Here is a 21,567-nt window from a genome sequence, read left to right on the forward strand (position 1 = left end):
GTAGTTAAGCTCTCCAGCGCCCATGGTAGTTGGGGCTTTGCCCCTGCAAGAGTAGGACGTTGCCAGGCGGAAAATACTTTTTAGAGTTCACTTCTAAAAAGTATTTTTTTTCATATATAATTATAAATCGTTAAAATATACAAATTTATACTTCACAGTGTTTTTTTGTGTTAATATTGCTTAGTAAAACTAGAGAGATAAAATAACAAATACATAAAAGGGGATGAGAAAATGGAGGACAACCTTATTCTTACATATTGGTCTAACTATAAGAAAAAACATCCTCAAGCACCAAATGTTTATGAAGCATGGAGCTTCGGGAGTAATAAACAACATGCAGATGAATTGGGCCAACTCGTATTAGAAGGTAAAAAAACAGCAACTGCATCCAACTATAGGTTATACGAATTACACTCAGAACCTTTACCATACCCGGGATTACATAATATCATTCTAAATGGTAACGGAGAACCTATGGCGATAATTAAAACCACTTCTATTGAGGTAAGACCGTTTGATGAAGTGGGAGAGGAACATGCTTATCTAGAAGGTGAAGGAGACAGGACACTGGCTTACTGGCGAAATGTTCATGAAGACTTTTTTAAAAGAGAGTATGACGAGATAAATGAAGACTTTCATTATAAGATTCCGGTTGTTTGTGAGCGATTTGAATTAATCTATACTAAGTAAGGTTAAAAAGGATAATGCTTTTATTTATCCTTTTTAACCTGCTCTGATATTGGTAGTAGGTTATGACGTTACCCAAGGCTTTCCCACGCAGCATGCATTCCGGCCACTCTGCCAGTTACTAAAGCAGCAGTAATATTATACCCACCTGTATATCCATGTATATCAAGAACTTCTCCACAGAAGTATAAACCATGCATAAGTTTTGATTGCATGGTATTTGGGATAATTTCCTTTATAGAAATCCCTCCACCAGTAACAAATGCTTTCTCTAATGGTAAACTCCCATGTACATAAAAAGAAAATGCTTTGAAATTTTTAACGATTGAGTTAATCTTTTCCCTGGAAATATTTGCACTATTTGTTTGGGAGTCAATTCCGCAGTTTTTTAATATGAAGTCTAAAAATCTTTCTGGAACATATCCTTTAAGTACATTCTTAATACTTTTCTTAGGGTATTGATTAGTACTCTTCAATATTTCTTCTAATAGGTCCTCATGTTTATAATCTGGTTTAGTATCGATCGATACATGGACAGAGTTTTCTCCTTTCATCAGCAGTTTAACAATAAATTGTGAACATCTCAAAACTGCAGGTCCGGAAATGCCGAAGTGAGTGAATAACATGTCCATTTGGTGTGTAACTACTTTTTTATTTTTCTTATCATATACAGACAGGGCAACATTTCTAAGTGCTAAACCTTGAAGTTCTTTATTTCGAATAAATGGTTCATTAGATGTAATAGGTACTTCAGTTGGATATAACTCTGTAACTGTGTGTCCTGCTTTTTTTGCCCACGGGTAGGCATCACCAGTGGAACCCGTATGGGGAACAGAAGCTCCACCAGCAGCAATTATTACAGATCTCGTAATAATTTTCTCCTTGTTTTCTAAAATTACTGTATGTAATTCCTCTCCATAGTCAATTGCTTCCACTTTAGTTTTCGTTCTAATTTCAACATTTAATTTCGTTAACTGATTTAATAATGATTGCACAACATCTTGCGCTTTGTTACTAATTGGAAACATTCTTCCATGGTCTTCTTCTTTTAAACCGACACCCAGCCCTTCAAAAAAATCAATTATATCAAAATTATTAAAAGTAGAGAAAGCACTATATAAGAACTTTCCGTTACCGGGTATATGTTTAATTACTTCGTCCTCTGGTAACCGGTTGGTGACGTTGCATCTGCCACCACCAGATATCGCTAATTTCTTTCCTAGCTTCTTTCCTTTATCGATTAGCAACGTTTTGGCACCCTGTTCAGCTGCAGCAATTGCAGCCATTAAGCCAGATGGTCCTCCACCAATTACTACAACTTGATATGTCATGAAAAACCCTCTTTTCTAAAATTTTTACTTTCCAATCATAAACTATTTTTAATCGTGAGTAAAACTACAATTAACACCTTATTATGACATCTTTCGATAACAATCAATTAGAACTTATGATAAAATAGGTACGTTATATGAATAAGAAGAATATAGGTGAAAATATGTCAAGTTCAAATTTTATTCGTGGAACGATGCTATTAACTGGAGCTAGTTTCTTATCGAAATTTCTCGGGATGATTTATATGATCCCTTTTACAAATCTTGTTGGAGAAGAAGGGATGACGCTGTATGGTTATGCTTATACTCCTTATAATATAATGTTAAGTATTTCGACAGTTGGTGTGCCTTTAGCAGTTTCAAAATTTGTTTCTAAGTATAATTCTATTGATGATTACTATACAAGTATGAGAATTTTCAAAGTAGGAACTCTCATGATGTTTTTTACAGGGATTATAGCATTCGTATTAATGTATTTTGGAGCAGATATTTACGCTAATCTGACATGGGATGATCGTACGGAAAGTTTAGTAACGAAAGAGGATCTCATTAATACAATAAAAATGATCAGTTTTGCGTTAATCATTATTCCAAGTATGTCCATAATGAGAGGATTCTTTCAAGGAAATCAATCAATGGGCCCTACTGCAGTATCCCAAGTTATTGAACAAGTTATTCGTATTCTATTTCTTTTAGTATCAGTTTTTATTGTAATAAAAGTATATGATGGAACGATCTCTACAGCAATAGGATTTGCAACCTTTGCAGCATTTATCGGCGGGATAGCATCTTGGATTGTCCTTGCTGGTTATTGGGTAAAGCGGAAAAGATATCTATCCAGAAAAGTGGGCGAGCAAAAAGACAAAAGAAAGATACCTATCAATAAATTGCTTTTTGAATTGTTTACATATGCCGGTCCGTTTGTTTTAGTAGGTATCGCTACATCTTTATATCAATTTATTGATCAGTTAACGTTTCAATATGCAATGGCAGAAGTAGGGCTGAATGATATTTCCGATGTAGCTTATTCAAGTTTTAATGTCCAAGGTCATAAACTTGTAATTATCCCTGTGACCATTGCAACAGGCTTATCTCTAGCATTAATACCACAAATTACGAGTGCTTATCAAAAGAGTGAACTTAATCATGTTAAAAAACTTATAAATCAGGCGATGCATATAATTATGTTTTTTGTATTACCTGCTGTGTTCGGTTTAGTTATACTTTCACATGAAATTTACACTTCTTTATTTGGGGGAGACCATATTGATATTACTGGTCCGTTATTTGCGTGGTATTCACCTGCCGCGTTAACGTTTGCCTTTTTTACGGTGACAGCAGCGATACTGCAAGGGATTGAGAGACAACAATTTACTATAATTAGCCTTTCAGCTGGTATATTGGTTAAACTGCTTTTAAATTCAGTTTTGATCCAGACATTTGGAGCGAAGGGAGCAATTATAACAACGTTACTTGCAACATTAATAGCTGTGCTAATGAATCTTTGGCAAATTCGTGTGACATTAAAGCTTTCATATAAGAAATTTGTTAAGCTTTCTATACTAATGTTTATATTTACTTTAATAATGTCAGGAATTCTCTTATTGATGAAATGGCTTGCCGGGTACTTCATTACATATGAGGATGGTCGTTTTGAAGCATTGATTATTACATTAGTTGGAGTCGCTTTAGGCGGGGGAGTATATTTGTACCTAGGGTATACCTCTACATTGTTCGAGCGAATAGTAGGTAGACGTATTAAGATACTTGATCGAATATTTAATCGATAGGAGGATGAACTTGCGTTTAGATAAGTTACTCGCAAACACTGGATATGGCAGCAGGAAAGATGTTAAGCAATTGATAAAAAAAAAGCTAGTAAAAGTAAATGATGAAATCGCAAAGAAAGCAGATGTAAATATTAATCCAGAGGAAGATATTATTATTTGCAATGGAGAGAAAGTTAATTATAAGGAATATGTGTATTTTATGCTGAACAAACCACCTGGCTATCTATCCGCAACAGAAGATACAGTTCAGAAGACAGTTTTGGATCTTTTAGATCAAAAGGATAAAGTATTACATCCATTTCCTGTTGGGAGGTTGGATAAAGATACTGAAGGTTTATTATTACTAACTAATGATGGTCAATTAGCACATGATTTGCTATCACCGAAAAAACATATCCAGAAAAAATATTATGCTAAAATTGACGGAATGGTTACTAACTCTGATATTGATTCCTTTAAAAAAGGTGTAGATATAGGAGGATATATAACCAAACCGTCAGAATTAGCTATTTTATCTTCAGATAATGTTTCTGAAATAGAGCTAACAATTACTGAAGGGAAGTTCCATCAAGTAAAACGGATGTTTGAAGCTGTTGGTAAAAAAGTAACTTATTTAAAAAGGCTTTCAATGGGCTCATTAATTCTCGATCCTGATTTATCTATTGGGAAATATAGACAGATCACCCCTGATGAGTTATCCTTATTAAAGGAAAGTAAATCGTAAAAAAACCAGCATGACTATGCTGGTTTATAAATATATTCATTCAATTTTTCATAAGCTTCTTTACCTAAGATATCTTTACCTTTTTCTTTGTGATTTCCCAACTTCCCCGATTTGGGCTATTGACGAGCCCGTTGTAAGCTAACAAATGTAAATCTCGTTGTGCTGTACGGTCTGTAATACCAAATTCTTCTGCTATTTCGCTGGTCGTGACAGCACCATTTTCTTTAATAAATAAATAAACGGCTTTGGCACGAGATAGCATGCGGGTGGTTGATTGACTCAAAGAATCACTCCTTAAAAGTTATCGGTAACCATATAAAAGCATATTCAAGTTGTTACTTCTATTTTACACTTGTTTCTTATATTTATCTAGTTTTAAAATTAAGAATTTACAGACAATTAAAATTGCAGGGGGATCAATTTATGCTAATTCTGAAAATATTAATTAGAAAGGCGATTCATGTTTCAAACTATTTACTATTTACTTCAAGCATTCTACTAGTACTGGTAACATCAGCATTAATTGTATTGGCAGAACCAGAAACTTTTCCAACATTTTTTGACGCTTTCTGGTGGGTAATGACTACTGTGACAACAGTTGGTTATGGTGATCTTTATCCTGTTACGGTCAGTGGTAGAATCATTGCTTTATTTCTATACATATTCGGGATTGGCTTAATTGGGATCGTAATTGGAAAAATTATTGATACATTTGCCGTTTACCGAAAAAAAAGACAGGAGGGCGATATTGTGTTTAATGGAAAAGGGCATTATATTATTATTGGGTGGTCACAAAAGGCTAGTTTTGCGATTAAGGAGATGCTGGCAACAGACGAAACAATTGACATTATTATTATAGATCAATTAGATAAAGCACCAATTCTTGATACGAATATTTTTTATATAAAAGGAAATGCTTCTGAAATAGATACATTGGAAAAAGCGAATATAAAAGAAGCGAAATCTGTGCTGGTTTTTGCAAATGATAAAATTAGTAATGGTCAGTTAGCTGATGGCCAGACCCTATTGATTGTTTCAACTATCGAGTCTATTGCGCCAGAAGTGCATACAATTGTAGAGATTATGGAGGAAAATCATCTGAAAAATTTCCAATATATCAATATCGACGAATTCATCCTTTCTGATGAAACGATATCTTCCTTATTTGTTCGATCAGCATTCAGAAAAGGTGTATCAAGTATTTTCTCACAATTATTAAGACGCTCACAAGGTGATGATTTGTATTATGTTCCGACCAAACCAGAATGGCAAACATATCGAGAAGCGTTTAATGATTTACTCCAAAATGGTGCAACACTCGTTGCAGATAGGGATCAGTTGAACATTAATCGAATGTTAGATAATCCGATTCCAAAAGAGGCAGAATTATATGTGATTTGTGATGTAAATACACATAAGAAGTTACTAAATGGAGGAGAATAAATGAAAAGTGACCCACATTATTTTATTGCGATAAAAATTGACGATACAACGAAAAAATCTATTGCTTCGATCCAAGCAATAGTAAATGCTAAGTCAATCCCATTTAAAATATGGGTTCACGAACAAGATTTACATATTACTTTGCAGTTTCTCGGTGCTGTTAATGAAAAAAAGTTGGAAGTACTACAAGAAAAATTAAGAGTTGTTGAGGAAATACAACCATTTACAACAAAGATCGGTGGTCTCCAAACATTTGGAAAAAAAGCTCAGCCCAGAGTTTTATGGGCAGATGTTGAAAAAAAGTCTGAAATAATGAAGCTGTATAAAAAGGTCACTAATGAATGTAGAGAACTTGAAATACAGACAGATACCAGAAGTTATCAGCCACATATTACATTAGCTAAAAAATGGAACGACAGAAATATACAGTTAGATGAGACGGTTTTCGAAAATGAGCTAAACATAAAACTTGAGATCAGAGAAGTTGCTATTTATAGAATAAATTTGGGTAACAAGGTTAAGTATGAGCCAATAGCCATATACAGACTCCAAGGGGAAAAGAGGGGATAAAAATGGCCCAATTGATTAAATTAAAAAACTATATTTCCCGATATGAAAGAGATATTTATCATTATCCTAGTCAATTTTCACGATTGAAAATAGAGAATTGGAACAGGTTAAAAGCTTTATGGATCAAACAACAAGAAAATGTTGAAATAGTTCATAAAGAAGTGGAAGTTAAAGAAGAGTCCAAATGGCGGAGTATCTTTAAAAGGCAAAAAGAACCGGAATTGGATGAAATAAAAGAAGAACAAAGTCATTTACCAAGCACGGAATTAGAACTTAAACATTTTTTTTTAGATCGGTTACTGATGTTTCAATTGAAGTGGGCATCCACTACTATAAGCGAAATGTCCTTTTTGGATAAGGATTATAAAAGAGATACGTTATTAAAATATTTACTCCAAAGACTACCTGATAACTTTTTATTATTATACTTTCCTATTTTTACACTGAAGAATCATCTGGTTGATGGAGAAGTAATCCTTATCAGTCCGTTAGAGATTGAAGTAATTACAGTATTTGAGAAGCCTGCTGGTAAAGAAATCATAGCAAATGATGATAGAGTTTGGTATATGGAAGAAAATAATATCCAGTCAAAAGTATTAAGCCCAGTTATTTCTTTAAAAAGGACAGAGAAAATCATCCAGTCCATTTTAAAAAAACATGAACTGGACTTTCCGATTATAAGGACAATACTATCCAGAGAGAATAATATCAAATATAAATCAGAGCCGTTTCGGATTAATTATATTGGAAAATCGGAGCATGAGGAATGGATTAAGCAGAAACAGAACTTAAAATCTCCATTAAAACATAGTCAATTAAAAGTAGCTAATGTCATTCTGCAGAATTGCGAAACAACAGCATTTGCAAGACCAGAATGGGAAAGAAAAAGAGAGACAAATGAAGACAATAATAGACACAATTTCTATGAATTTTAGAAAAATATAAATTAATACTTGAAATTATGTCTGGTTTTGCGGTAATCTATTATTACTATTCCCTATTTTAAATATATTAAAATTATAATATTATAGTGATAGAGAAAATGGAATGTTAATTATTAGATTATGTGAGGAATTGAGGGTGACAACTGTGGAACATATTTTAGGAAATGACTGGACAATCGAACCAGCTGGTGGCTCGACAGGTGCAGCATATTATGCACAATCAAATAAAAAACGGTTGTTTTTAAAACGTAACTCTTCCCCTTTCTTAGCAGTGTTATCCGCACAAGGAATTGTACCAAAACTTGTCTGGACGAAACGTTTAGAAAATGGTGATGTCGTGACTGCACAACAATGGCTTGATGGTAAAGCATTAAATGTGGAAGAAATGCAACATCCTAAAGTAGCTTCATTGCTTAGCAAAATTCACCGTTCCTCAGAACTTTTAGATATGCTTTTAAGAATAGAGAAAACTACAGTAACACCTGATAACAGTTTAGCAATGGTTAGAGAAATCTTTGAACATACAGATGAAATGAAAGAATCTTTCTTATTATATAAAGCTTATAAATATTTGGAAAGTCGTATACACCTGATGCCAATTAATGAAACAGTTGTATGTCACTGTGATTTAAATCATCATAATTGGATGCTTTCCCAAAATGGTGAACTATATCTCATTGATTGGGATAACGCTCGTGTAGGAGACCCTGCAATGGACATCGGCAGGATTTTACAGTCCTATATTCCAAAAGATGATTGGAACTTGTGGCTAGGTTATTATGGCATGGAAAACAGTCATCATTTAATGCAAAGAATGCACTGGTATTTAATTATTGATGAAATAGTTGGCATTGCATGGTCTGTCCAACAAAACAGGGAGAAAGAAGCTATTAGTCACTTTAAAGAACTAAATCAGCTTCTTCACCAAGTTAATGATTGGAATCTTTAATTGACTGTAACCATTGATCAAATGATGCTTGGTGACTTAAAATATGTTGTTCGATCTCAGAACTATTCGCACCGTTTACTCCATACTGTCTTATATTTTCCATATGCTCAGCTATTGGGAAATGTAAGGCATTTTGCTGTTGCATGGAATCAATTAGTCTTGCGATTTGTTCGCATTCCGAGTTACTTCCACACCCTTCTTCTGCATGTAAGCTAAGCAAATCATGGAGAAGATCTAATTGGTTCTGTATGTTTAAAGCCATATTTTATCACCTCATTTATAGCTTTGTCATTTTGTTAAAAACTATACCGATTCGTTTTTTTGTAAGAAAAGAATTTTCGAGTATAATGATTGTGTGTAAAAAGTATGTAAAAGGAGAGTACCTTTAATGAGAGCAAGGCATAAACCATGGGCAGATGATTATTTAAAAGAAAATACAGATATAATTGAACAAACACCAACAGAACGAAAAGGAATGTGGAAAGATGTATTTCAAGATAATCAACCCCTTCAGCTAGAAATAGGAACAGGGAAAGGCCAGTTTATTTCTGGAATGGCTAAACAGTCGCCAAACAAAAATTTCATCGGAATGGAAGTTGTAAAAAGTATTATCGTCTCGGCAGTTGAGAAAGTAAAAGAATCCGGGTGTGAAAATATTCGTTTAATTAATGAAGATGCTGAAGATTTATTAGATTTATTTGAGCCAAATGAAGTGGAAACGATATACTTGAATTTTTCTGACCCCTGGCCAAAAAATCGCCACGAAAAAAGACGTCTAACCTACAAGACGTTTTTGGAAAAGTACAAGAAAATTCTTAAAGAAAATGGAAAGCTTGTTTTAAAGACAGATAATCAAGGATTATTTGAATATTCACTAGTAAGTTTTTCACAATTTGGATGCAAATTAGAAGAAGTAACGCTTGATTTACATGCAGTGGATGACCCTGCAAATATTATGACGGAATATGAGGAAAAGTTTTCCGCAAAAGGACAACCTATTTATCGATGTGTAATTAGTTTCACATAAAAAAACTGCCTGATTACTACGGCAGTTTTTTTGTGTGGACACAACCCCTGATTCAGGATGTATTCGATCAAGACTATCTATGGGGAGTTTATATTTCCATAGAAATTTATTTACTCTCCGACAATTTTGTTTTAATTACTGTTCCTGTCTTAGCATCAACAAAAAACTCCAGAGGTATGTGCTCTCCATCAACATGTTTTGTAATGCCCCCATGATATACTTCATAGCTTAAACCATTTTGAAAGAACTGTTCTCTTTTCATATAAATCCATGAGCCACTAACATCGTAGTGTTGCTGAAACTTTTGTTTTGTTAGTTTTAGAGCATTTTCAGGCTTTATCCATAAATCCTCTTGCTTTGTACGCAGTGTATACCCAATTAAAATACCTATACCTAATGCTGATACTAATTGCTTGGTTTTCATAAAATCACCTCAATATGCAAATTTTCAGATATTATGCCTCTAGTGTAAAAATAAACAATCATAAATTGCAAGTATTTTTACTAGTAATAAAAAAGTGTTATAGTAAAAAAAACAATAAAAGTAGGTGTTTAAATGAACCAAGATACATTACAATTATTTAAAAAGTTAACGGAACTTCCTGGTGCACCAGGAAATGAGCATGAAGTGCGTCAATTTATGAGACAGGAATTACATAAATATGCGGACGATGTAATACAAGATCGTCTAGGTGGTGTATTCGGCGTAAAAAATGGTAATGGACCTAAAGTATTAGTTGCAGGCCATATGGATGAAGTAGCATTTATGGTAACACAAATTACTGAGAATGGTATGGTCAGATTCCAACCATTAGGTGGTTGGTGGTCGCAAGTTCTTCTCTCTCAACGGGTTGAAATTCATACAGACACTGGGAAGGTGATTGGTGTTGTTGGATCAATTCCCCCCCATAATTTAACACCGGAAGAGAGAAGAAAACCAATGGAGCAAAAAAATATGTTAATTGACGTTGGAGCAGATGATAAAGCGGATGCTCTGAAGATGGGGATTAAGCCAGGTCAATCAATCATTCCTTTCTCACCATTCACACCAATGGCCAATGATAAAAAAATTTTAGCAAAGGCCTGGGATAATAGATATGGCTGTGGCTTGGCGATTGAATTATTAAAGGAACTGGAAGGTGAAAATTTAAATAACCAATTATTTTCTGGTGCAACTGTCCAAGAAGAAGTAGGTTTACGAGGAGCGAAAGTTGCAGCGAATTTCATCAAACCAGATATATTCTATGCATTAGATGCATCCCCAGCAAATGATATGTCCGGTGATAAAAAAGAATTCGGTCAGTTAGGTAAAGGTGCACTATTACGAATATTTGATCGATCAATGATCACACACAGGGGAGTACGCGAATTCGTTCTGGATACAGCGGAAAGTCATGATATCCCTTACCAATATTTTGTCTCACAGGGTGGAACTGATGCGGGAGCAGTTCACGTAGCAAATCAAGGCATTCCTTCTGCTGTCATTGGCATCTGTTCACGTTACATTCATACACATGCTTCTATTATCCATGTAGACGATTATGCGGCAGCAAAAGAGTTATTAGTCCGGTTAGTAAGAGCGACAGATCAAACAACTGTCAATACAATTTTAGAAAAAGGATAATCTTTTCAATGAAGATAATTATAGGCTCATCTAATAAAGCAAAAGTTCATGCAGTTAAAGCTGTTTTTACAGAAAATGAGGTAACCAGTGCTGAGGTACAGTCTAATATTAATGAACAGCCTATGTCTGATGAAGAAACAATGGAAGGTGCAGTTAACCGTGCCTTGAATTGCCAGTATATGTTTCCCCAAGCCATATGTATAGGGCTGGAAGGCGGAGTAACTCGTATTAAAGATCGGTTATATTTATGTAATTGGGGTGCTCTAGTAACACCTAACGGAGAGATATATGTGGCTAGTGGTGCAAGAATTCCACTACCTGAAACAATTGAAGAGAAAATAAATGCAGGAATAGAACTAGGAAAAATTATGCAGTCAATCACAAAAATGGAGGATATTCGCCACCATTTAGGTGCTATAGGCATCCTGACAAATAGCTATATTTCGAGAGAAGACATGTTTATTCATGTAGTAAGATTGTTGAAAGGTCAAATGGGATACTATAAGGAATAGAGATTATTCCTTGTAGAATTAGAGAAAAAAAAGTATGATATAAAAGGGGGAAAATAGGACTAAAATATCAGGAGGATTACGATGAAACAGGAAAAGGCTGGGCTAGTAGTTATTATAATATTACTAGCAGCATTTATAGGTATCAGCGTATGGAGTATTGTCCCAACTGAGCAAGTCTTAGAGGAAGCTGTGAAGATCGCGGAAGAACAATTTCAGCAAGAGAAAGAAGCTGCTACACATGAAGTGACAGACTTCTCATTATATTTGCCAGAAGGATATGAGATAGAAGAAGAGACATCGAATAATTTGTTATTAAAACAAGAAGATCAGACTTATATTCTTTTTTATAATTCATTTGAGAATGAGACAAGTCAATTAAATTATGAAGCAATTCAGGATTCCGATAACCAATTAAAATTAGAAGCTTTTGAGGACGATAATCGCTTTGCCTATATTAGTATCATTGAGCATGATGGTCACTCCTACCAGTTACAAATCGGTGTTGGCGGGGTAAAGATAACAACAATTAGTGATATGGATAATCTTGTCCATGATGCAGAGCAAATGATGAAGATGGCTAACTCAGTAGCATATGAAAATCATACGTAAAATTACTAGGAGTTGATTAAGATGGAACAATTACAGTCAGAAGAACAATTCGAACAATTGAAAGACTCAGAAAAAGTAGTCTTTCTATTTACGGCGGGATGGTGTCCGGATTGCCGTGTAATCGAGCCAATCTTACCAGAGATAGAGGAACAATTTTCAAGCTATCAGTTCGTGTCGGTTGATCGTGATCAATTTATCGACATCTGTGCTAATTATGGTATCTTCGGTATCCCAAGCTTTTTAGCATTTCATAGAGGAAATGAAGTAGATCGATTTGTTAGTAAAGATCGTAAGACGAAGGAAGAGATAGAAAAATTTTTGACAAATTTATTTTCATGACGGGAAAGAGCTTATCAACAAAGGTAAGCTCTTTTCATGTGAAGTGTCTGCTAGTTTCTTGCTTTACGATAAACGAAAATGATAAAATATATTTTGATTGTTTTCTTCCTAAAAGGAGGACGTAAAAATGAAAATGACGACAATAAAAATGAAAAAGAAATTAGACGAACTTTTTCAGAGAGATGATTGGCGAGTATCATTTATACGAGATAAAGATACTTATCGAGTAGAATGGAAAGATACAAAACAAGGGGTAACAATAAAAATACCTAATGTTATTGCAAAATATGAACACAGAGGGGAAGCTGCTTTAGAAGAGCTTCAATATCATGTCAGTGAATCATTAAAGATGATGAATCAACAACACCATCTAGATGGAAAGGAAAAACATATTTTTCCAGTCATACGTGCAACTTCGTTTCCGAAAAAGACAAAAGCAGGGGTTAAGTTAATTTACACAGAACATACAGCTGAAACTAGTGTCTATTATGCATTAGATCTAGGCTCAACATATCAATTAATTGATGAGACGATGCTTCAGGAACAAGAATGGACGATAGATAGATTAAAGGAAATTTCCCTTTTTAATGTACGCTCTCTACCAATCGATCCAAATAAAGACACTGTTGCCGGTAATGATTTCTACTTTGTATCACCACAAGACGGGTATGATGCAAGTCGTATTTTAAATGAATCATTCTTAGAAGAGATGAAGGCAAATGCTATTGGGGAATTAGTTGTCGCAGTACCACATCAAGATGTATTGATTGTTGCGGACATAAAAAATGAGACAGGCTATGATATAATAGCTCAAATGACGATGAAGTTTTTCGCAGAAGGACGTGTTCCGATCACTTCGTTACCATTTGTTTATGATGAGAAGAAACTGGAACCAGTATTTATACTGGCTAAGAATAGACCAAAAGAATAATAAGTGAAAGGAAGAATCGGATAGATGTATGTATTCTATAATAATAAAGGGGTAGGGGACGTTTTACTTATTCCGATTAAATCGATTGACCATGCTAAGTTTAGTTTTGAAACATTTAATGATGTGGTGAAGATATTCGACAAGGAAACAAATGAAATTATCGGATATAACCTCTTTCATGCTTCCAGCTATTTTTCTACACTAGAGGATGGAAAATTAAAGCTCGATAACCTATTGTTAGACCGGTTAAAACAAGTATTTGAGGAAAATAAGGTTGAAACTGCATTAGATATTGATATATCACCAAAGTTTCTTGTAGGGCATGTAGTAGATATTGCTCCCCATGAGAATGCGGATAAACTCCGTGTATGTCAAGTTGATGTAGGTAATGAAAAATTACAAATCGTATGTGGGGCACCAAATGTCGATAAAGACCAAAAAGTCGTCGTTGCTAAAATTGGTGCAATTATGCCTAGCGGGTTAGAAATTAAACCATCCAATTTACGTGGGGTTGACTCATTTGGTATGATTTGTTCTCAAAAAGAACTTGGATTGCCAAATGCACCTAAAGAAAAAGGTATTTACGTTTTGCCACCAAGTACCCCAATAGGTGAAGAGTTTACAATATAAACCTTTGTCGTCTGACAAAGGTTTTTCTTTTTCATTTGTCAACTATTCATACATGAAGATTCATGATAAAATAAATAAGATGAGAACAAATCGTACCATTTATTAAGTAGGAAGTGAGAGTGAAGTACGATGTGGAAAAATATCAAAAATAAATGGGAACATTTATTTGAGGAAGATTCAGAAGGTACTACCGAAGATGAAAACAACTTAGATTCCAATCGTATATATGGAACAAAGTCTATTGAGACGAAAATAGCTTATCAGTATCCTAAAAACAATCGACCTGTATATCACAAAAAACGTGAGAAGACTGAAGAAAGAAACATTATTCCTGATCGGGAAGATAACTCTGATAAGGAACTGTCTGTAAATAAGCCATTTAAGGTTAGTCATGTTCCTTCACCAATTCATGGTTTTAATCTTAATAATGATAAAATAGATCATAATCGTAATAAAAAGACTGAAACAAAACTAGAAACAAATACAGAGAACGATAGGGTTTATGAAGAGAAAAATACAGAGATAAAAGAAGAAAAGATTGAAAATCCTGCGCCATATTCAGATATTAATCATAATACCGAACCGGAACTTGTTAAACCTTTACATAAGCAAGAGGATGAAACACCTAACTCCCAAGTGAATACAGATAAAAAGAAATTTAGCAGACCAATTAATGTGATGATGACACCACGTGATAAAAGAAAAAGAATGGAAAAAATGCAACAAACTCAAGCTCAACCAGACAACACTGTTGTAACCAAGAAAGTCCCGTATCATTTGCTGAATGATACTCCAAGTCATCCTGTTACTGAGCAAACTAGCTGGGTAAAACAGCAATCAGAAACTTTGCAATTAACATTAAACCATTTTAATATTAAAGCTACTGTGGTTGGAGTAACGCAAGGGCCATCTGTAACTAGATTCGAAATTCAACCAGAACCAGGTGTGAAAGTTAGTAAGATAAAAAATTTAAGTGATGATATAAAATTGAATTTAGCTGCGAAGGATATTCGTATGGAAGCACCAATCCCTGGTAAAAATACGATTGGCATAGAAGTTCCAAATGAGGTAGCCCAACCTGTTTTTTTACAAAAAATGCTTGAATCTGATACCTTTCAGAATCCGGCGTCACCTCTAACTGTAGCATTAGGGGCGGATATTGAAGGCAGCCCAATTGTTACGGATTTACAAAAAATGCCGCATGGACTTATAGCTGGTGCTACTGGGTCAGGGAAAAGTGTTTGTATTAATACTATCCTGGTTAGTTTACTCTATAAAGCCAATTATGAAGAAGTTAAATTCTTATTAATTGATCCAAAGATGGTGGAACTTACACCATATAACGATATTCCTCATTTAGTTGCACCAGTCATAACAGACGTGAAAGCAGCTACGTCTGCATTAAAATGGGCAGTAAATGAAATGGAAGAAAGGTATCAAAAGTTTGTCAAAGAAAGTGTACGTGACTTATCCAGATACAATGAAAAAATGGAACGTTCCCGTCGTTATGAAGATAAACTACCATATTTAGTTATCGTTATAGATGAGCTGGCAGACTTGATGATGACTTCTCCGCAAGATGTTGAGGATGCAATATGTCGTATTGCACAAAAAGCAAGAGCATGTGGGATGCATCTTTTAATTGCAACTCAGCGCCCTTCTGTTGATGTTATTACAGGGCTAATTAAAGCTAACGTTCCAACCAGAATCGCTTTTAGTGTTTCTTCCCAAGTTGATTCAAGGACGATATTAGATACTGCAGGTGCTGAGAAATTACTAGGTAAAGGCGATATGCTCTTCGTGGAAAACGGATCTGGCGAGATGAAGAGGATTCAAGGAGCATTTGTCTCAGATGAAGAAATCGAAAGAATAACGAACTTTGTAAAACAAATTGCTGAGCCAAATTATTTATTTGAACAAGAGCAATTAATAGAACAAGTATCCTCTTCATCAGAGGTTGATGAGTTATACAATGAGGCGATAGAGTTTGTTTTAGAACATAATGGAGCTAGTGCATCTTTATTACAGCGCCGTTTTAAAATTGGCTACAATCGTGCTGCAAGACTTATCGACACAATGGAGCAAGATGGTATTATCTCAGGTCAAAATGGAAGTAGACAAAGAGAGGTATTGATTAATCGACAGGAATTAAATATGTAACCACCATTGGTTGATTTTCATTTTATCTTGTTATATATAAGGTACTATGAATTCCTGATTAGTTAAAATACTTTCTGTATTAGAAACAGCTACTTGTCGATTGATGATTATTGATTTATGATAGACAGAGGAATTTATATCTTTGTACCAATACATGTTAAATATTGGTTAAGAAACGAAGCTTTACTATAATATTTGTGGTAAGCTATGTTTTTCTAGTGATAAGTGAACATATGCTGATATTCTTGAATAGAATGGGATAACTGTTTTGGTCCATTCGATACATGAGAAATCTATTTTTACAACCAATATATATAGAAATTGAATATGTTATTCGTTCATGAATAAATGCTTAAAGTATGACTAAATTACTTAATGATTAGATTTTGGAGGTTCATTTTATGAAAGTTTACCATTTCATTGGTATTAAAGGAACTGGTATGAGTGCATTAGCTCAAATTCTTGCTGATACTGGTATGAGTGTGCAAGGATCAGATATTGATAAATATATATTTACACAACAATCGCTTGAAGAGAAAAATATTCCGATATTTCCCTTCTCGAAGGATAACATTACAGACGACTTGATTATTATAGCTGGGAATGCTTTTAAAGATGATCATGAGGAGATTCAAGAAGCGAAACGTCTGGGTTTACCTTTTTACAGATATCATGAATTTCTTGGTGAGTGGTTAAAACAATATACTAGTATTGCAGTCACAGGTGCCCACGGGAAGACATCAACGACAGGGTTATTAGCACATGTGCTGAAACAGACTTTTCCAATATCTTACTTAATTGGTGACGGGACAGGTAGTGGTAATGCAAATAGTGAGTACTTTATATTCGAAGCATGTGAATATAGAAGACATTTCCTGGCATATCATCCAGATTATGCGATAATGACTAATATCGATTTTGATCATCCGGATTATTTTACAGATATTGACGATGTCTTTTCTTCTTTCCAAGAAATGGCTGATAATGTTAAAAAGGGTATTGTTGCTTGTGGTGATGATGAGTATTTACAATCAATTCAAGCAAAAGTACCTGTTGTTTACTATGGATTAAATGAAAATAATGATTTTCAAGCGAAGAATATTCGAGTGGAAGATCAAAAAACAACTTTTGATGTCCATGTACGCAATGATTATTATGATACCTTCCAAATTAATGGATTTGGTACACATAACATATTAAATGCGCTAGCAGTGATTGCCATTTGTCAGTACGAAGATATGAATCCGGAAGATATTAAAAAAATGGTTTCATTCCAAGGAGTCAAACGCAGGTTCTCGGAAAAAAACTATAATGATCAAATATTAATTGATGATTATGCCCATCACCCTAAAGAGATCGAAGCAACAATAGAAGCAGCTAGTAAAAAGTACCCGGATAAAGAAATTGTAGCTATTTTTCAGCCGCATACGTATACTCGCACCAAAACTTTCTTAAAAGAATTTGGCCAATCTCTATCGCAAGCAGATGCCGTATATTTGTGTGAGATCTTTGGGTCGGCCCGCGAAAAAGAATCAGATTTAACGATTCATGATTTACAAACCCTTATTATAAATAGTGAGATTCTTGAAATAGATGAAGTAGAGGTTCTTAAAAAGCATAAAAATAGTGTTTTAGTATTTATGGGAGCTGGAGATATCCAGAAATATCAAGAAGCATATGAAGGAAATTTTGATTAAACCGAAAAGAAAAAAAGGAAAAATACATCTTCTTGTAGAATTACATTAAAGAAGGGGTCATTTTTCCTTCTTTTATTGTTTAGAAATGGTGAGATCGGGTATACCATAATTATAATCAACTAATATTTAGAATGATACATATTAAGGAGTGATATTGTGGAAATAATAGGATACCTAGCAGCGATAATAGCAGCGATAGCATTTGCAGTATTAGTTGTCTATTTGGTAAAAGTACTGAAAGAAACGCAGCGAACAATGTCTAATGTTGCTGATACTTTAGAAGGATTAGAAAAACAGATGGAGGGTATAACTGTAGAGACAACAGCCCTGCTTCATAAGACAAATACACTAGCAGACGATATCAATGACAAAACAACACGTTTGAATACACTTGTTGACGGTATTAAGAATATTGGGGAAAGTGTGAAAGGCTTTAGCCAGTCCATTAACACTGTTTCACAATCTGTTAACAAAGTTGCAGAAGAGAATAAAGAAGCTACAGCACAAGCGGTAAAATGGAGTACTGTAGTGTTTGAAATGTTTAAAAGAAATAAAAATAAATAATAAACTGGAGGAATGAGAAATGACAAATCAACAAAATAACAATGAGGAAAATCAAAATATTAACAGTAAAGATTTTCTGATTGGTTCACTAATTGGCGGAATTGTAGGAGCTTCTTTAGCCTTAATCTTTGCCCCTAAGTCAGGGAAAGAGCTCCGCGGTGACATCAATCAAGGAGCAAACTATGTAAAAGACCGTGCTTATGAGTGGAAAGATGTTGCCTATGAAAAAGGCAATGAATGGAAAGGATATGCGAAAGATCAGTCTAATCAGTTAGGACAAGTTGTATCTGAAAAATCACAAAACTTAACAAATAAATTAAAAGAAACTACTTCAACTATTCAAGATAAAATGAAAGGTCAACAAGACCCAGAAGAAGCAGCAGAGGAAGTTGCAAAAGCTATTGACGATGCTGCAAAAGCATTTGATGAATCAGATGACGATAGGGTAACAAATATCTAAATTTAAAAAACTGCCCTTAACTTTGGGCAGTTTTTTCATATAAACACTAACAGGAGGCATATCCATGATAAAAGATATAAACGATATAACAACATTTCAGGAGATCGAACAACAATATGAAAATTTCCTATTGCTAAAACACAGCTTAACATGTCCAATAAGTGCAGCGGCGAATCAAGCGTATGAAAACTTTGACAACCAATCAGATAAGTCTTTATTTCGATTATATGTACAAACTTCCCGTGAACTGTCTGATTATATTGCCAAGAGATATAATCATAAGCATGAATCTCCTCAAGTTTTAAAGATTGAAAACACCAAAGTAACTTGGAGCGCAACTCATTATGATATAACAGAGAATGCACTAACGGAGAATAGTTAATTAGCTTTCAATGGATAGTTTAATCGAATCACCTGGCTGTAATTGATCAAAAAATGAAACAGGCTCATTGTTTTTTAGCATGATTACTTTACCTCTAACTTTTGATAGATCGAGAGAAATAAAACGGAAAATATCCTGAAAGATAAATGATTCGTTCTTCAGTTTTTTTATTTGTAATTTATCTTGATGATTAATTGTATCATCAAATTTTAGTTCTACTCCATTTCGAAAAATCTGAACTAATGGTTTAGAAATCTTTAATGGTTGATCATTATAAATGATATCAATGGATGATTCCAAGGACATACTGAGTCTTTCACTTAGATCAAACAATTTTGGAGGGTTTTCGCTAATCATTTCAAGCTTATCCCCATCTTTTAGGAGATAGTGATCAGATACTTCCTTTCCATTTACTACTAATTTTTTTCCGTAATCATTTAATATGACTTTCTGATCATCTACCCACACTGTAAATGGTTGCTTCCATTTGGCGATATGGTCCATTGCTTTTAAATTTAACTTCTGATCAAAGTATATACTGTCCCCATCTTCTAATAAATAATCCATATCAATATTTGTATTGTTATTTACGGTAATAGTTGGTTGGATTACTTTCTCTTCTCCATTAATTATAATTGTAACAGATTTAAAATCCCCGATAAATTCCGCTAATGACATTTTCGGGCTTTTACCATCCTTCCCGTGCATAACCTCTACAGTGTCCCCATTTTTTATTGAGGAGTCAACGGAAGCTTTCTTACCGTTAATTAATATGGTTGGAGCTGTACCGAAACTTCCCGGGATTGTTACATTCTTGCCATTAAACTTGACAATATAAGCCATTCCGGGACGCCCGTACAATTTTTGTATTTTTATTCCTGCAGCAAGAAGAGCATCAGCAATTGTTAATTGTTTCATTTCAAACAAGCGGATCATTCTTTCATTAACAGTAACACTAATATAATGAACAGGGTTTTGTTTTGCTGCAATTGCTATACCAATTGGTGTTACAAATTCGGGGCCAACAGGCATATCTGTATTTGGCCTCAGCAGTTGAATTGCATCGACACCACGAATTGCTACGCGATTTGCTGGCAATTGCAACTTTATTGCTAAACGTTTGGCTAATTCAGGTGTTTGACTTCCTCCACCTACTAACATTACTGCTTTGGGCGCTTCCCCATTTAGTACAAAAATCTCTTCAGCAATTGCTGAAGCTAGGCTATCAACAGATGGTAAGACGACGTCAATTATCTCTTCATAGGTTACAGCTTGTTCAAAACCTAATATATCTTGTACAGTTGCTGTTTTATTTAATGTGATTTCTTTTTTAAATTGTTCGGCCTGATTAAAGTCCAATAAATAATGATCACTTAGCGCCTCTGTAATTTCATCCCCTGCTTTAGGTACCATACCGTAAGCTGTAACTGTTCCTTCAGATGTAATTGCTATATCACTCGTCCCTGCTCCGATATCCACTAATGCGACATTTAACCTCCTCATAGAGGGTGGAATTAGTACATGGATTGCAGCAATAGGTTCTAGTGTTAGCGCTTCTAACTGCAAATCAGCACGATTAAGTGCAGCGAGCAATGATTCAACTACTACTTTAGGTAAGAAAGTAGCTATGATTTCTGCGTCTGCTTTATTTCCCTGCTGATCTATTAATGATCCAATAGGTTCTCCATCAAGTGTATACTTTAAAACAGAATAACCAACACAATAATAGTGAGAACTCTTTTCAAGATTCTCTTCCTTTGCTAATTCATACTGAGCTTTTTGAACTGCTTCTAGTTCTAAAAACAGGATATCTTCGTCATTCATTAATGGCTGCTTTTCTATTTCCTTCGAAGTATGTATTCTTTTTGTTTTTAATGCTCTACCTGCTGCTGCTACACACACTTTATCTAATAAAATTTCATGTTTTCGCTCTAAATGAAGTTTGACTCGCTGGATCACCTTAGAAACAGAGACCACATCATGGATTTGGCCGTCGAGCATGGAACGTTCATCATGCTCGATAACATAGTAGTCTAAAACTTTGTACTTATCGCCATCTTTATCAATCAATAATCCGACAACAGATCTAGTACCAATATCCAGTGCAAACATTTGTTCAGACATAGTCTAATTCCTCTCTCGTGGTAAAAAATTTTAATTTTATATAAAATATTATAACTAACTGGTGACAAGA

The 21,567-nt window shown here is 34.4% G+C and carries 24 protein-coding genes; 19 read left to right on the forward strand and 5 right to left on the reverse strand.

The window, feature by feature from the left end; genetic code table 11:
* Positions 1–231 precede the first annotated feature (231 nt).
* Positions 232–690: an ASCH domain-containing protein gene (locus ACFOY7_RS11050; protein ID WP_390252137.1), complete on the forward strand. Its 459-nt coding sequence runs from the start codon at positions 232–234 to the stop codon at positions 688–690.
* 68 nt (positions 691–758) lie between these two features.
* Here ACFOY7_RS11050 and ACFOY7_RS11055 read toward each other — a convergent pair whose 3' ends face one another.
* Complete coding sequence (locus ACFOY7_RS11055; RefSeq protein ID WP_390252138.1) at positions 759–2,018, reverse strand: BaiN/RdsA family NAD(P)/FAD-dependent oxidoreductase; 1,260 nt, start codon at positions 2,016–2,018, stop codon at positions 759–761.
* Between the two features lie 137 nt (positions 2,019–2,155).
* On the opposite strand from ACFOY7_RS11055, the gene ACFOY7_RS11060 reads away from it, so the two are divergent.
* Both ACFOY7_RS11060 and ACFOY7_RS11065 read left to right on the forward strand, forming a co-directional pair.
* Positions 2,156–3,808 (forward strand): putative polysaccharide biosynthesis protein, encoded by a 1,653-nt coding sequence (locus ACFOY7_RS11060; RefSeq protein WP_390252139.1) that lies wholly within the window; start codon positions 2,156–2,158, stop codon positions 3,806–3,808.
* Between the two features lie 10 nt (positions 3,809–3,818).
* Positions 3,819–4,532 (forward strand): pseudouridine synthase, encoded by a 714-nt coding sequence (locus ACFOY7_RS11065; RefSeq protein WP_390252140.1) that lies wholly within the window; start codon positions 3,819–3,821, stop codon positions 4,530–4,532.
* A gap of 64 nt (positions 4,533–4,596) precedes the next feature.
* Here ACFOY7_RS11065 and ACFOY7_RS11070 read toward each other — a convergent pair whose 3' ends face one another.
* Positions 4,597–4,815 (reverse strand): HTH domain-containing protein, encoded by a 219-nt coding sequence (locus ACFOY7_RS11070; RefSeq protein WP_390252141.1) that lies wholly within the window; start codon positions 4,813–4,815, stop codon positions 4,597–4,599.
* Here ACFOY7_RS11070 and ACFOY7_RS11075 point away from each other — a divergent pair.
* The 4 genes from ACFOY7_RS11075 to ACFOY7_RS11090 all read left to right on the forward strand — a co-directional run bounded on the left by ACFOY7_RS11075 (position 4,803) and on the right by ACFOY7_RS11090 (position 8,438).
* Positions 4,803–5,975 (forward strand): ion channel, encoded by a 1,173-nt coding sequence (locus tag ACFOY7_RS11075; RefSeq protein ID WP_390252142.1) that lies wholly within the window; start codon positions 4,803–4,805, stop codon positions 5,973–5,975. The genes ACFOY7_RS11070 and ACFOY7_RS11075 overlap by 13 nt on opposite strands.
* Positions 5,976–6,545, forward strand: a complete 570-nt coding sequence (thpR, locus tag ACFOY7_RS11080; RefSeq protein WP_390252143.1) for an RNA 2',3'-cyclic phosphodiesterase — start codon at positions 5,976–5,978, stop codon at positions 6,543–6,545.
* Positions 6,546–6,547: 2 nt separating this feature from the next.
* Positions 6,548–7,480, forward strand: coding sequence for an NERD domain-containing protein (locus ACFOY7_RS11085; RefSeq protein ID WP_390252144.1), 933 nt, complete (start codon positions 6,548–6,550; stop codon positions 7,478–7,480).
* Positions 7,481–7,592: 112 nt separating this feature from the next.
* Complete coding sequence (locus ACFOY7_RS11090) at positions 7,593–8,438, forward strand: phosphotransferase (RefSeq protein WP_390252145.1); 846 nt, start codon at positions 7,593–7,595, stop codon at positions 8,436–8,438.
* On the opposite strand, the gene ACFOY7_RS11095 is transcribed toward ACFOY7_RS11090, so the two are convergent.
* Entirely contained in the window at positions 8,419–8,700 is a 282-nt protein-coding gene (locus ACFOY7_RS11095) for a YtzH-like family protein (protein WP_390252146.1), read from the reverse strand. The genes ACFOY7_RS11090 and ACFOY7_RS11095 overlap by 20 nt on opposite strands.
* Before the next feature lie 126 nt (positions 8,701–8,826).
* Here ACFOY7_RS11095 and trmB point away from each other — a divergent pair, with 126 nt between their 5' ends.
* Entirely contained in the window at positions 8,827–9,465 is a 639-nt protein-coding gene (gene trmB, locus ACFOY7_RS11100; protein ID WP_390252147.1) for a tRNA (guanosine(46)-N7)-methyltransferase TrmB, read from the forward strand.
* Positions 9,466–9,571: 106 nt separating this feature from the next.
* Here the strand turns inward: trmB and ACFOY7_RS11105 are convergent, their stop codons facing one another.
* Entirely contained in the window at positions 9,572–9,889 is a 318-nt protein-coding gene (locus ACFOY7_RS11105) for a PepSY domain-containing protein (protein ID WP_390252148.1), read from the reverse strand.
* Between the two features lie 132 nt (positions 9,890–10,021).
* Here ACFOY7_RS11105 and ACFOY7_RS11110 point away from each other — a divergent pair, with 132 nt between their 5' ends.
* The 11 genes from ACFOY7_RS11110 (at position 10,022) to ytxJ (ending at position 19,373) form a co-directional block, all read left to right on the forward strand.
* Entirely contained in the window at positions 10,022–11,089 is a 1,068-nt protein-coding gene (locus ACFOY7_RS11110) for a M42 family metallopeptidase (RefSeq protein WP_390252149.1), read from the forward strand.
* Positions 11,090–11,097: 8 nt separating this feature from the next.
* Entirely contained in the window at positions 11,098–11,601 is a 504-nt protein-coding gene (locus ACFOY7_RS11115; protein WP_390252150.1) for a DUF84 family protein, read from the forward strand.
* Between the two features lie 81 nt (positions 11,602–11,682).
* Positions 11,683–12,210, forward strand: coding sequence for a hypothetical protein (locus ACFOY7_RS11120; RefSeq protein ID WP_390252151.1), 528 nt, complete (start codon positions 11,683–11,685; stop codon positions 12,208–12,210).
* 21 nt (positions 12,211–12,231) lie between these two features.
* Positions 12,232–12,549 (forward strand): thioredoxin family protein, encoded by a 318-nt coding sequence (locus ACFOY7_RS11125; protein ID WP_390252152.1) that lies wholly within the window; start codon positions 12,232–12,234, stop codon positions 12,547–12,549.
* 127 nt (positions 12,550–12,676) lie between these two features.
* A complete protein-coding gene (locus tag ACFOY7_RS11130) occupies positions 12,677–13,480 on the forward strand; it encodes a DUF1444 domain-containing protein (RefSeq protein WP_390252153.1) in 804 nt (267 codons plus the stop codon).
* A 24-nt stretch (positions 13,481–13,504) separates the two neighbouring features.
* Positions 13,505–14,110 (forward strand): YtpR family tRNA-binding protein, encoded by a 606-nt coding sequence (gene ytpR / locus ACFOY7_RS11135; protein WP_390252154.1) that lies wholly within the window; start codon positions 13,505–13,507, stop codon positions 14,108–14,110.
* Between the two features lie 129 nt (positions 14,111–14,239).
* A complete protein-coding gene (locus ACFOY7_RS11140) occupies positions 14,240–16,270 on the forward strand; it encodes a DNA translocase FtsK (RefSeq protein WP_390252155.1) in 2,031 nt (676 codons plus the stop codon).
* A gap of 401 nt (positions 16,271–16,671) precedes the next feature.
* Positions 16,672–17,967, forward strand: a complete 1,296-nt coding sequence (gene murC, locus ACFOY7_RS11145) for a UDP-N-acetylmuramate--L-alanine ligase (protein WP_390252156.1) — start codon at positions 16,672–16,674, stop codon at positions 17,965–17,967.
* Between the two features lie 156 nt (positions 17,968–18,123).
* The gene (locus ACFOY7_RS11150; RefSeq protein ID WP_390252157.1) at positions 18,124–18,531 is read left to right on the forward strand and encodes a DUF948 domain-containing protein; all 408 of its coding nucleotides are present in this window, start codon (positions 18,124–18,126) and stop codon (positions 18,529–18,531) included.
* A gap of 19 nt (positions 18,532–18,550) precedes the next feature.
* Positions 18,551–18,991 carry a YtxH domain-containing protein gene (locus tag ACFOY7_RS11155; RefSeq protein WP_390252158.1) on the forward strand — a complete coding sequence of 147 codons (441 nt, stop codon included), beginning with the start codon at positions 18,551–18,553 and terminating at the stop codon, positions 18,989–18,991.
* A 64-nt stretch (positions 18,992–19,055) separates the two neighbouring features.
* The gene (gene ytxJ, locus ACFOY7_RS11160) at positions 19,056–19,373 is read left to right on the forward strand and encodes a bacillithiol system redox-active protein YtxJ (RefSeq protein WP_390252159.1); all 318 of its coding nucleotides are present in this window, start codon (positions 19,056–19,058) and stop codon (positions 19,371–19,373) included.
* Here the strand turns inward: ytxJ and pilM are convergent, their stop codons facing one another.
* On the reverse strand, positions 19,374–21,497 hold the full coding sequence (gene pilM / locus ACFOY7_RS11165) for a pilus assembly protein PilM (RefSeq protein ID WP_390252160.1): 2,124 nt from the start codon (positions 21,495–21,497) through the stop codon (positions 19,374–19,376).
* Positions 21,498–21,567 lie beyond the last annotated feature (70 nt).

The organism is Gracilibacillus xinjiangensis (assembly GCF_042651765.1).
Taxonomy (GTDB): domain Bacteria; phylum Bacillota; class Bacilli; order Bacillales; family Amphibacillaceae; genus Gracilibacillus; species Gracilibacillus xinjiangensis.

Coding starts and splice junctions, on each gene's coding strand:
- ACFOY7_RS11050 (WP_390252137.1), top strand. CDS start 232: ATGGAGGACAACCTTATTCTTACATATTGGTCTAACTATAAGAAAAAA.
- ACFOY7_RS11055 (WP_390252138.1), bottom strand. CDS start 2,018: ATGACATATCAAGTTGTAGTAATTGGTGGAGGACCATCTGGCTTAATG.
- ACFOY7_RS11060 (WP_390252139.1), top strand. CDS start 2,156: ATGAATAAGAAGAATATAGGTGAAAATATGTCAAGTTCAAATTTTATT.
- thpR (WP_390252143.1), top strand. CDS start 5,976: ATGAAAAGTGACCCACATTATTTTATTGCGATAAAAATTGACGATACA.
- ACFOY7_RS11085 (WP_390252144.1), top strand. CDS start 6,548: ATGGCCCAATTGATTAAATTAAAAAACTATATTTCCCGATATGAAAGA.
- ACFOY7_RS11090 (WP_390252145.1), top strand. CDS start 7,593: ATGTTAATTATTAGATTATGTGAGGAATTGAGGGTGACAACTGTGGAA.
- ACFOY7_RS11095 (WP_390252146.1), bottom strand. CDS start 8,700: ATGGCTTTAAACATACAGAACCAATTAGATCTTCTCCATGATTTGCTT.
- trmB (WP_390252147.1), top strand. CDS start 8,827: ATGAGAGCAAGGCATAAACCATGGGCAGATGATTATTTAAAAGAAAAT.
- ACFOY7_RS11105 (WP_390252148.1), bottom strand. CDS start 9,889: ATGAAAACCAAGCAATTAGTATCAGCATTAGGTATAGGTATTTTAATT.
- ACFOY7_RS11110 (WP_390252149.1), top strand. CDS start 10,022: ATGAACCAAGATACATTACAATTATTTAAAAAGTTAACGGAACTTCCT.
- ACFOY7_RS11115 (WP_390252150.1), top strand. CDS start 11,098: ATGAAGATAATTATAGGCTCATCTAATAAAGCAAAAGTTCATGCAGTT.
- ACFOY7_RS11120 (WP_390252151.1), top strand. CDS start 11,683: ATGAAACAGGAAAAGGCTGGGCTAGTAGTTATTATAATATTACTAGCA.
- ACFOY7_RS11125 (WP_390252152.1), top strand. CDS start 12,232: ATGGAACAATTACAGTCAGAAGAACAATTCGAACAATTGAAAGACTCA.
- ACFOY7_RS11130 (WP_390252153.1), top strand. CDS start 12,677: ATGAAAATGACGACAATAAAAATGAAAAAGAAATTAGACGAACTTTTT.
- ytpR (WP_390252154.1), top strand. CDS start 13,505: ATGTATGTATTCTATAATAATAAAGGGGTAGGGGACGTTTTACTTATT.
- ACFOY7_RS11140 (WP_390252155.1), top strand. CDS start 14,240: ATGTGGAAAAATATCAAAAATAAATGGGAACATTTATTTGAGGAAGAT.
- murC (WP_390252156.1), top strand. CDS start 16,672: ATGAAAGTTTACCATTTCATTGGTATTAAAGGAACTGGTATGAGTGCA.
- ACFOY7_RS11155 (WP_390252158.1), top strand. CDS start 18,551: ATGACAAATCAACAAAATAACAATGAGGAAAATCAAAATATTAACAGT.
- ytxJ (WP_390252159.1), top strand. CDS start 19,056: ATGATAAAAGATATAAACGATATAACAACATTTCAGGAGATCGAACAA.
- pilM (WP_390252160.1), bottom strand. CDS start 21,497: ATGTCTGAACAAATGTTTGCACTGGATATTGGTACTAGATCTGTTGTC.